Raw genomic sequence first — 11,113 nt, forward strand, 5'->3', positions numbered from 1 at the left:
GTGGTCGACCTGCACGGCGCGCAGGTGCGCCCGTTCCTGCGCCAGCTGGTCGCCAACTCGGTCGACAAGCTGCAAAAGCCGGGCAAGGCCCTGTACACCTGCATGCTGAACGCCATCACCGCCTTGGACTTCGGCCGGAACAGGTCGTTCACCCCGTCGTTATTTGGCGTAAAGGCATTGGGCATCTCCAGCATCGAAGAATAATCGATCAGCACCCGCACCGTATCGGCAGACACGCAATTGGCGCCCGTCAGCGTACGCACGATGTATTGTGTGGGCGCCACCGGCCGCACCACGGTTTCGGGGCAGGTAGGACATTGAATCCCCCCTTCCACGATCGGGCCCCAGATATAATCCACCGCATTTCCGGCCCGGAGCAGGAACTCGTCGCCAATGGCCACCACGGTATCGGGCGTGAGGATATTCATCCGCGCCATACTCAGGTTCGGGACATATATATTGGCGGAACGCTGGCAGCCGTTGGCATCCATAACGTTGGCGGTATACATGCCCACGCCCAGCCCGTGTACCTCCGGCCCGGCAACCACATTACCGTTCCAGGTAACGCTGTACGGCGATACCCCGCCCTGCGGATCGAGCCGCACCCAGCCGCTGCCGCGGTTGCAGGTGTCCTGGTAAGCGTCGTATGGCATGAGCAAAGCGGCAGGCTGCGTGAGCACCACCTCCTGGCTGTCGAGACAATATGCGTTCCGGATATAAACTTTGTAAGTACCTGCCGTAAGGCTGTTGAACGAGGGCCCGTTGCCGAAGGGGCCTGTGCCCAGCGCAAACTGTAACGGAACCGTTCCATGGCTCACCTGCGCCAGGACGGAGCCGTTGCTGCCGCCGAAGCAGGTGGGATCGGTACCGGTGGCGCTGGTGGTAAGCGTACGGAGCATGTCCCGCGCGATCGTGAAATTATAGGAGCCCGTGCAGCCGTAGCGGTCTTCGATAGCGACACTGTAGCTCCCCGTCACCAGGCTGGTGAATTCGGGAACGGTGACGTCGGGCTGGCTGTTCAGGGAGTATGTATACGGACTGATGCCGCCCGTAACCGTCAGCTCGGCGCTGCCGGCGGGGTGGTTGCAGTCAATATTCTGGATATCGCCCGTTACCTGGATTTTCTCTGCAATAGCGGCGAAAATTTCGTCGGACACCGTACAGCCGCCGTTAAAGATCTCCACGCCGTAGGTATCGGTGCTGCTGATGATGATAAACTCCTTGTCCTCCCCGGGGATATACACCCGTGGCGCCGTGCCGGTATACCATTGGTAACGCAGGTGCGGGCCGGAGACCGAATGCTGGAGGAGCGACTGGCCATCGCAGACTAGGAGGTTATTATTTCCCAGTTCCAGCGAGGGCGGGGCCACGGCCACGATCTTCCGGCAGAAAAAGCGCTCGGACGGCGTATTGGCGTCGGTAACGAGGTTGAGGTAATAGATGCCTGCCGTGGGTATCGTAAAAGCCGGCGGGGTTGGCCCGTTGAATGGCGGTGCCACGGGACTGGTGCAGCCGTTCATCGTCAGCATCGCGGTACTGAAATTAGCGGGGCCGCCGTTGGCCACGATGGCCCTTATGTCGGCGCCGTGGCGGTACAACCTGGAGATACCTGTCGGGCCGTTAAGGGCGCCACCGGGATTGCCGTAACTAACCGCCGTTACGGCGCCTGTGATGCCTCCGCTGAAATTGAGGCGGACGATGGAGCTGTTGTTGAAACTCGTTACCAGCGCAAAGGTCTGCTCGCAATCCTGGTAAATCGAAATATCCCGGGCGCCATCGATCAGCCCGGCGAAAGTTCCCAGGTTGGTGGCCACAGGAGCGTTGGTAAGCGAGGTGCCGAAATCGAGCAAATGGATGCCGTTGGCAGCTGCCACCAGGGCGTACCAGGTGGCGCCTTCGCGGAAAACCTTGATCCCGTCCGGGTTCACGATCGTGGCGGGCATGCTGACATTCGTCAACACGGGCGCGGCGGTAAAATCCCATCCGAACTCTGCCAGCACCAGCATATTGGCCCCCATTCCCAGGATAAACCCGAAGTTGCGGCCATTATCGTTAACGATGGCGAGATCGCTGCAGCTTTCCAGCAATCCGCCGGGATTGCCCCAGTCTACCCCCGTGGCGCTGGCAAAATCGCTGTATCCATTCGGGAAATCGATCCGGACGATCTTCCCCGGCACCGTTCCGCCCCCGCTGACGATGATCAGGTGTTTGCCGGCGGCGTCTTCGACCGCCTGTATGCCCGAAGCGTTGCCTGCCAGGACGGCGTCTACCTGGGAAACGGAGGAAAGTGTGGGCGTATTGGCCAGGCTGCTGCCGTATTCCAGCCGCACGATGCGATCCGTCATCGTGTTGGTCATGAAACCGAAGTATTGCCCGGCTTCCTCAACGATGACGCTGTGTTGCGGCGACCTTACCAATCCGGCGGGATTGCCGTGGTTTACGGCCGTCGGCGGCTGATAGGATGTACCCGAGCAAAAATTCCAGTGCCAGGTGCCGACGCTGGCAGATTGATCGGTGATAGTGACGGGAGTGCCGACACAAACGGTGTCTGGCACCGAAAAGCTGGCTGTTTGGGCATGCAGGGATTGACAGAGGACCAAACAAATAAGGTATAGGTATAAGCGCATTCTTGGAGCGGTTCAAAATGATTCTGCGCCGGGAAGATATTAAATTTTTTAGTATTTTATTCGAGATTTATTTAGTTTCCTTATTTTGCCGGGTGTATCACTTCTTGTCTTGACCTTATCTTATTATCATACCGCATGTTACATTGGGAGAATATTGCCCGGGGTACGCTGGGCATGACGTTTCTCGTGCTCGTTTGTTACCTCCTGAGCAACAACCGGCGCGCCATTAACTGGAAATTGGTGGGGATGGGCATCTGTGCCCAGATCATGTTCGCCATGGGCGTGCTGGACACGCGTGTGGGCGGCCAGCCGGTGTTCTGGCTCCTGTTCGGCGGGGCGGTGGCGGTGTTCACCGTGCGGCGGGTGATGCGGAAGTCGAAAGAAGGGTTTGGGTTGACGGGCGACCCGGTGGCCTGGCTCCTGGCGCTGGCGGCGTTGGCGGGCTTCTTTTTCGGGATCGTGCTCAGCCCGTCTTACCAGCTGCCCGCGGTAGCCTTTGCGGCGGGCTTGATTCCCATCTTCCTGATGGCGAAATTCCTGCCGGAGAGGAACCTGGAATTGCTGAAGTGGACCGTGCTGGCGGCGTGTTTCCTGCTGACGATCGCCGTATACCTGCAATGGTGTCCTCCCGACGTGTTCCGGCGCTCGCTGAGCACGGTTTCCAGTGCGTTCGTGGATCTCATCAACATCAGCCACAAGGGAACGGATTTCATGTTCCAGGGACTGGCGGACCCATCGGGCGCCTGGGGCTATATTTTCGCCGTACAGGTGCTTCCCAATATCATTTTCTTCGCGGCGCTTTCTTCCATTCTCTATTACCTCGGCATCCTGCAAAAGATCGTGTACGTTTTTGCGTACCTGCTGAACAAGATGAAGATCTCCGGGGCGGAAAGCCTTTCTACAGCGGCCAACATCTTTCTAGGCCAAACGGAAGCGCCCCTCATGATCAGGCCATACCTCGACAAAATGACGCGCTCCGAGATCATGTGCATCATGGTAGGCGGCTTCGCCAATACCGCCGGCAGCGTGATGGCCGCCTATGTGGGCATGCTGGGCGGCGCCGATGAAGCGGCCAAGGAATATTTCGCGCTGCATATGCTCAGCCAGAGCATCATGAGCGCGCCGGCGGCGATCGTCTGCGCCAAATTGATCTTCCCAGAAACGCAGGACCACCTCATCCAGAAAGACCTCCAGATCCCGAAGGAGAAACTGGGCGATAACTTCCTCGACGCCATTTCCCTGGGCACCACCGACGGCCTGAAGCTCGCCGTGAACGTGGGCGCCATGCTCATCGTGTTCACAGCCATGATGTATGTCGTGAACGCCATGCTCGGTTGGGTGGGCGAACAAACCAACCTCAACGCACAGATCGCCGTAATGAGCGGCGGACGTTATACCGCGCTTTCGTTAGACATGATTTTAGGCTACCTCTTCTCCCCTGTTGCCTGGCTCATCGGCGTGGCCACGGCGGATATCCTGGCGGTGGGGCAGCTGCTCGGCATCAAAACCGTGCTGAATGAATTCCTCGCCTACCAATCGCTTACGAAAATGAAGGAAACCAACGTGATTCAAGACCCGAAATCGTTGCTCATCGCCACTTACGCGCTGTGCGGCTTCGCCAACTTCGCGTCTATCGGCATCCAGATCGGCGGGATCAGCCAGCTGGCCCCGAACCAGCGGAAAAACCTCACGGAACTTGGGCTCAAGGCGCTGATCGGCGGCACCATCGCATGTTTGATGTGCGGGTGTATCGCGGGTGCACTCAGTTAAAAAACACCTACATTTACATCCTCATATCACTATAACCTATTATAACCATTAACGCTTGCGTATTTTCACCCTGATCGCACTGCTGGCCATATCCGCCCCCGCACTCGCACAACGCAAATGCGGAACGGACGTTGCGCTGCAGGGCAAGCTCAGCTCCCAACCACACCTCCAGGATAAACTCCGGGCCCTCGAGCAGTCGCTCGTCCGCAAAAAACGCGAAACCGGCCAATTCAGGACTTTCAACCGCGTTACCATCCCCGTGGTAGTACATATTGTGCTCCCCGACCCTACCGTGGTCACCGACGAACAGGTGCTCGGCCAGCTGGCCACCCTCAACCTCGACTTCCTCGCACAGAATACCGATATTTCGCAGGTCCCGCAGGTATGGCAAAACCTCACCGGTAACCCTGAGATCCAGTTCTGCCTCGCGGCCCGCACGCCCGATGGCGAGCCCACCAACGGCATCACCCGCACCGTTTCGGACCGCACTTTCCCGATCACCCGCGCCGGGTTCGAAGTGAAATTCGCCACTTCCGGCGGGGCCAATGCCTGGGATTCAGACAAATACCTCAACATCTGGGTGTGCGAGCTCCGCGAGAATTACCTGGGCGTAGCCACCTTTCCGCAGCTGTACGAGCCTGAAGAGCAGGGTGTTGTGGTGCATTACCGGGCTTTCGGCAACAGCGGCTCCGCCCGTCCGCCGTTCAACCAGGGCCGAACGCTCACCCATGAACTGGGGCACTTCTTCTACCTCTACCACATCTGGGGAAATACCGATAACAATACCTGTACGGACGATGATAATGTAGACGACACGCCGTTGCAGGGCACGCAGAATTATGATTGTCCGTCGGGCGTGCTGACCGACAACTGCACGCCTTCCGCGCCGGGGATCATGTACATGAATTACATGGATTACGTGAACGACGGCTGCATGCACTTTTTCACCGCCGGGCAAACGGAGCGCATGCGCGCCGCCCTGGAAACGCAGCGCACTTCGCTGATGCATTCCGACGGTTGCCAGCCGGTGCTGCTGTTCGATAACGACGCCTCGGTGGTATCGGTGCAGCGGCCCGTGGGTTACCTTTGCACGCCGGCGCACACGCCGCAGGTGGTGCTGAAAAACCGGGGAAGCCTGCCGCTGACGAAGGCCGTGATCCGCTATACGCTGGGGAACTCGGCGCCGGTGAGCATTAACTGGACCGGCAACCTGGCCTCCATGGCCCAGGAAACCGTGGAACTTCCGGCGCTCCAGGTGCCGGTGGGCGATATGGAATTGAAAGTCTATGCGGATTTGCCCAACGGCGTGGCCGACCAGCAGCCGGGGAACGATACATCCGCGGTGGGATTGACGTACGCCGATCCTGCGGGGTATCCGCTGGCGGCGGGTTTTGAAGGGGATGCATTCCCGCCGCGCGGCTTCACGGTTTCGAACCCCGACCGCGGCACTACCTGGATCAGGAGCAATTACGGCAACGGCAGCGCGCATTCGGCGGTAATCCGCAACTTCTTCTACGGCACCAACCACGCGACCGACGACCTGCTGGGCCCCGAAATGAGCGCTCCGGGCAGCGATTCGGTGCGGCTCGTGTTTGACCTGGCCGCGGCCACCACCACGGCCATCGGTGCCGCGGATAATTACTGGGATACGCTGCAGGTGTTCGTGACGTTCGATTGCGGGCAAACGGTGGTGCCGACGGGGTATAAGAAATGGGGCGAAACGCTCGTTACCCGCCGGATCCCTACAACGGTCGAGTTTTACCCTGCCGCCGGCGAATGGAGGAAGGATACGGTGGAGTTGACGCACCTGGTCAAAGGGCGGCCGTTCCGCGTGGTGTTCCGCAACATCAGCAACTGGGAAAACAACGTTTATCTCGACAATATCAGCCTGGAAACGCGGCCGGTGCATCCGGACCTCGCCAGCAAAGGCCTCCTCATCTGGCCTAACGCGTTCCGCGACCGGTTTTTCGTGGAGTTTTTGCAGTGGCCGGACGACCTGCGGGGCATTGCGGTATATGATGCCGCGGGGCGCGAGGTTTACCGCCGGGAGTCGCTCCAGCGGAGCGGTAACCGGGTGACAATCGATTTGGTAAATGCCCCAAATGGTGTTTACTTTGTAAAGTTATTGTATAGCCGACAGGTGAGAACTTATAAAATAGTGAAAGCAAAATGACGACGAACACAGGACTGAAACCGGGGCTTGCCGCCCTCCTTGCCGCCCCCACGCTCGATATGCAGCTGAAGGCCATAGCAGACAAGGTGCTGGCGCAGGAACGGATTTCACAGGAAGAAGGCATCGTGCTGTTTGAAAAGGGAGATATCGGATTGCTGGGCGCACTGGCCAACCATGTTCGCGAAAGGATGCACGGGAACAAGACTTACTTCAACCGTAACTTTCATATCGAGCCCACCAACGTCTGCGTTTTTACCTGCAGGTTCTGCTCCTACTCCAAATTATACAAAAACCGTGAGGAAGGCTGGGAACTGAGCATCGACGAGATGCTCGACATCGTGAAGAAATACGACGGCCAGCCCGTTACCGAAGTCCACATCGTGGGCGGCGTGCATCCCAAGATGCAGATGGAATTCTTCATGGACCTCATGCGCAAGATCAAGGCCCACCGGCCCGATTTGCATATCAAAGGGTTCACGGCCGTGGAACTGGATTATATGTTCCGCAAAGCCAAAGTGAGCACCGAAGAAGGGATGCGCCTCATGCATGAAGCAGGGCTTCAGAGCATGCCCGGCGGCGGCGCCGAAATCTTCCACCCGGATATCCGCGCGCAGATCTGCCACGATAAGGTAGACGGGGAAGGATGGCTCGCCATCCACAAGGCCGCGCACAACACCGGGATGGTCACCAACGCCACCATGCTCTACGGCCACGTCGAGCAATACTGGCACCGCGTGGATCATATGGAAAAACTCCGCCAGCTGCAGGACGAAACCCATGGCTTCAATACCTTCATCCCCCTGAAATTCCGCAACGGCGATAACGAAATGGCGCATGTACCGGAATCTTCCATCGTGGAAGACCTGAAAATGTACGCCGTTGCCCGCCTGTATATGGACAACTTCCCGCACCTGAAGGCATACTGGCCCATGCTCGGCCGCAGCACCGCGCAGCTCACGCTTTCCTTTGGCGTCAACGACCTCGACGGTACGATCGACGATACCACGAAGATCTACTCCATGGCCGGCGCAGAAGAACAAAAGCCTTCCATGAGCACCGCCGAACTGGCCATGCTCATCCGCCAGGCCGGCAGGGCCCCCGTGGAGCGCGATACCGTGTACAACGAGATCCGGGATTACTCCAACGCGGAGTTTACAGATGAAGAAACGGCAAACTGAATGAACTGTTAATATTTCCGGAAGAGGAAAGGCTTTGCTTTTCCTCTTTTGCTTTTTTACTAACTTCAATCCTCTAAAATCCGTAAAATGAAGCAACTCAACCTGGTACTGGCCCTCACGGGCGCCCTGTACCTGGCCGCCTGCCAGCCGAAAGGCGGGCAGGAAGGCGACAACGCCTCCGCTCCCAGCAATACGACCACGGCGGCTCCCGCTGCCGACGGACCGGTGTTCTCCAAGGAAGGCGTATTATCCTTCATCAGCAAGGCAAAAGGCGATACCATCAAAACCATCGATATCGAACTGGCGCAAACCGACGATGAAAGGGCCGAAGGCCTCATGCACCGCAAATCCATGGAAGACACGCAGGGCATGCTATTTATTTTCGACTTCGCGTCGGAACAATCATTCTGGATGAAGAATACCTACATTTCGCTCGATATCATGTATGTAGACAGCAATATGGAAATCGTATCCATCCGTAAATACACGACGCCGCTCAGCGAAGACGGCGTTCCGTCCCTGAAACCGGCGCAGTATGTCGTGGAAACCATCGCCGGGTTCTCCGACAAATACCATGTGCAGGTGGGTGATAAAATCGCTTTCACCAAGCAGAAATAATTACACAAGCCCCCGCTTGTAAGCTTCCTTGATCAGCCCTGCGGCGTTTTTTACCTGTAGCTTCTGAATGATGTTGAAACGATGGGTATCAACGGTCCGCAGGCTGACAAACAGCTTGTCCGCAATCTCGCGGCTGCTGTATTCCCGGGCGATCAGTTCCAGGATTTCCGTTTCCCTCCGCGTCAGCACATCTTTCTTCCGCAACCTTTTCTTGTGCTGGAACAGGTCTTCCAGCAGCATCGTTTTCACCTTGGCATCGATGTACTGCTTTCCTTCAAACACCGATTCCACGGCCTGCAACAGGCCATCTTCGTCCATACTTTTCAAGAGGTAGCCCGCCGCGCCGGCGCGCATCACCTGCTTTACCTGCACCGCTTCCTGGGTCACGGACATGCCTACGATGCGGCAGTCGGGGAAATCCCTGCGCAGCAGTTTGCATAAGCCCGAAACGTTTTGTTCGGGCATGTGGAGGTCCAGCAGGAGCACGTCTACGGAAGAACGGCTCATCTCCGGCGTGAGGTCGCGCCAGTCGGTGAGCGTAAACACGGTTTCAATATGCGAATGCGGAGAAAGCATGGCCGCGATTCCCTTACCGATCACCGGGTGGGCGTCGGCAATTCCCAACCTGATCTTCATCATTAAAATGGCGTTTTGAGGTCTGGCTACAATATTAAACACCATCCATTGAAAATGTATGCTTTAGCGGGGCCGTATCACATGGTTATGTGGTAGGGATTATACGTAGAAGTTTTGTTGCCGCAAATTACGCGTTGCTGCGTATGCCGCAGCGGAACCCGGAAGATAATTTTGCTGCAAACCTCACCTCATTATGAAGCGTCAACACACCGCACTCATTACCGGCGCCAACGCCGGCATCGGCCTCGCCCTTTCCGCCAAGCTCCTCGGCCAGGGCTACCGCGTTATCGGCACCTCCCGTTCCGGGTACATCGATGCGCTCAGCCATCCCCAATTCTACTGCCTCCCGCTCGACGTCCGCGACCCTTCGAGCATCGAAGCCTGCAAACAGGCCCTCGCGCGCATGGCCACTTCCATCGATCTGCTCATCAACAACGCCGGCGTGGCCGACGATGTTTTCCAGACCGTTCCGGACAGGTCTTCCTTCGAAAATACCTTCTCCACCAACGTCACCGGCCTGGTATTCTTCACCGAAGCCGTGATCGGGCTTGTTCCACCCGGCGGACAGGTCATCAATATCTCGACAGACATGTCGCTGCTCACGGAAATCGCCGTCAACGGCCCCGCCTACCGCATGTCAAAAGGCGCGGTGAACATCTACACCAAGATGCTGGCGCAGCGGCTGACGGATAAACAGGTAACGGTAACGGCGGTGCACCCGGGCTGGGTGCGCACCAAACTGGGCGGCGACCAGGCGCCCATGCTGCCGGAAACCTCCGCAGCCGGGATACTCGATATCATTTTCGCGCAAAAGAACAGCGGGGAATTCCGGAATGTGGCTACCGGCAAGCATTTCGTGCTGTAAAGGGATTATTTAAATTCTTCCATCGTAAACGACTTCTGGCGGCCTTTGTATTTCTTACGAACGGCCTGCACCTCGCTTTCGGTCACTTTCTCGGCTTTGTTGCTCCAGGCGTTGCGGATGAAGCTCATCAGCTGCGCGATGTCGCCGTCGGAAAACTCGTCGTTATTGGCGATCCCGGGCATGTCGCCGTTGATCTCGGGTGATTTGTAGAGTTTGCCGTTTACCTGCACCGGGCCTGTCAGTCCGTACAGCACGATGGCGATGAGGCGTTCTTTTTTGCCGGTCACGAGCTCGGAATGGTTGAGCGGCGGCGCGAGGGATTGGATCCCCTCCCCGTCCGCGCCATGGCAGGTCTGGCAAATGGTTTTAAAAATCAGGTTGCCGCGGGGGAATTCTTTGACGAGGGCTTCGTCGAGCCGGGCTTTGCGGTGGTTGGAAATATCGACCAGCACCTTTTCGAGGCGGCGGCGCACCAAGAGGTTCGTATCTGCGTTCCAGTGAGTGATCGCTGTCAGCAGCGCCTGTTCTTTGTTATGCGCATTGCCGATCACTGCGTCGGCCACGATCTTGCTATCAGGGAATTTTTGCCAGATGGCCGCCAGCAGGGCTTGTGCGCCCGGCGCATCGGCCTTCGCGAAGGAAGGCAGGATGTACGCCACTGCAGGAGCGGTTTGTGCCGATGCTGCGGCTTCCGCTAATCTTGGGCGAAGTTGCGCCGCATTCGATTTGTTGAGGATAGAAGGCAATACTGCCAGCGCCTGCCGGCAAAGCGCCGCATCGCTGGTATCGAGGAGCGGCAGCAGATCCGCGGCGGTGATGGCATGCAGGCCTTCCAGCACCCACATGGCATGGATGCGGCCGGTGCCAGGCTGGGCCAGGCGGGCGCGGAGCTGCGGAACCACTTCCTCCCGCTGCGCATCCACGAGCATTTGCTGGGCTTTGTCGCGGATCCAGCCGTTGTGGTGGTCCAGAGCGGCTATCAGAAACGCGGGATCTTCCTTCAGCTGGAAGGTTTGCGGTTTGGCGCCGGCAGGGAAAATCCGGTAGATGCGGCCGCAGTTCAGCGGGCCGCTCAGTTCGCGCATGCCGATTTCCTTTTTCAGGTAAGGTGTGAGATACGTTTTATGCTGGATGATGCCGCGGTACATGTCCAGGATATACAAAGCACCGTCGGGCCCCAGGTGGAGGTTGACGGGCCGGAAGCGCTCATCGGTGCTGGCGAGGAATTCGCGGCCGCCATAGGCTT

8 protein-coding genes are annotated in these 11,113 nt (G+C 57.9%); 5 read left to right on the top strand and 3 right to left on the bottom strand.

Annotated elements, in window-relative coordinates; translation table 11 throughout:
* Positions 1–2,600: hypothetical protein (locus tag Q0510_RS07975; protein WP_298709864.1), on the bottom strand; the 2,600-nt coding region annotated here is incomplete at its 3' end.
* A 162-nt stretch (positions 2,601–2,762) separates the two neighbouring features.
* Here Q0510_RS07975 and Q0510_RS07980 point away from each other — a divergent pair.
* The 4 genes from Q0510_RS07980 to Q0510_RS07995 all read left to right on the top strand — a co-directional run bounded on the left by Q0510_RS07980 (position 2,763) and on the right by Q0510_RS07995 (position 8,366).
* Complete coding sequence (locus Q0510_RS07980) at positions 2,763–4,397, top strand: nucleoside transporter C-terminal domain-containing protein (RefSeq protein WP_298709866.1); 1,635 nt, start codon at positions 2,763–2,765, stop codon at positions 4,395–4,397.
* Positions 4,398–4,452: 55 nt separating this feature from the next.
* Positions 4,453–6,570: a M43 family zinc metalloprotease gene (locus Q0510_RS07985; protein WP_298709869.1), complete on the top strand. Its 2,118-nt coding sequence runs from the start codon at positions 4,453–4,455 to the stop codon at positions 6,568–6,570.
* The gene (gene mqnE / locus Q0510_RS07990; protein WP_298709871.1) at positions 6,567–7,748 is read left to right on the top strand and encodes an aminofutalosine synthase MqnE; all 1,182 of its coding nucleotides are present in this window, start codon (positions 6,567–6,569) and stop codon (positions 7,746–7,748) included. Before Q0510_RS07985 ends, mqnE begins: the two co-directional genes overlap by 4 nt.
* 87 nt (positions 7,749–7,835) lie before the next feature.
* The gene (locus tag Q0510_RS07995) at positions 7,836–8,366 is read left to right on the top strand and encodes a DUF192 domain-containing protein (RefSeq protein WP_298709873.1); all 531 of its coding nucleotides are present in this window, start codon (positions 7,836–7,838) and stop codon (positions 8,364–8,366) included.
* Here the strand turns inward: Q0510_RS07995 and Q0510_RS08000 are convergent, their stop codons facing one another.
* Positions 8,367–9,005 carry a response regulator transcription factor gene (locus Q0510_RS08000; protein ID WP_298709875.1) on the bottom strand — a complete coding sequence of 213 codons (639 nt, stop codon included), beginning with the start codon at positions 9,003–9,005 and terminating at the stop codon, positions 8,367–8,369.
* 190 nt (positions 9,006–9,195) lie between these two features.
* Here Q0510_RS08000 and Q0510_RS08005 point away from each other — a divergent pair, with 190 nt between their 5' ends.
* Complete coding sequence (locus tag Q0510_RS08005; RefSeq protein ID WP_298709876.1) at positions 9,196–9,867, top strand: SDR family NAD(P)-dependent oxidoreductase; 672 nt, start codon at positions 9,196–9,198, stop codon at positions 9,865–9,867.
* Between the two features lie 5 nt (positions 9,868–9,872).
* On the opposite strand, the gene Q0510_RS08010 is transcribed toward Q0510_RS08005, so the two are convergent.
* The coding region (locus Q0510_RS08010; protein WP_298709878.1) for a c-type cytochrome at positions 9,873–11,113 on the bottom strand (1,241 nt) is incomplete at its 5' end.

It is taken from the genome of uncultured Chitinophaga sp. (genome assembly GCF_937874145.1).
Lineage (GTDB): Bacteria > Bacteroidota > Bacteroidia > Chitinophagales > Chitinophagaceae > Chitinophaga.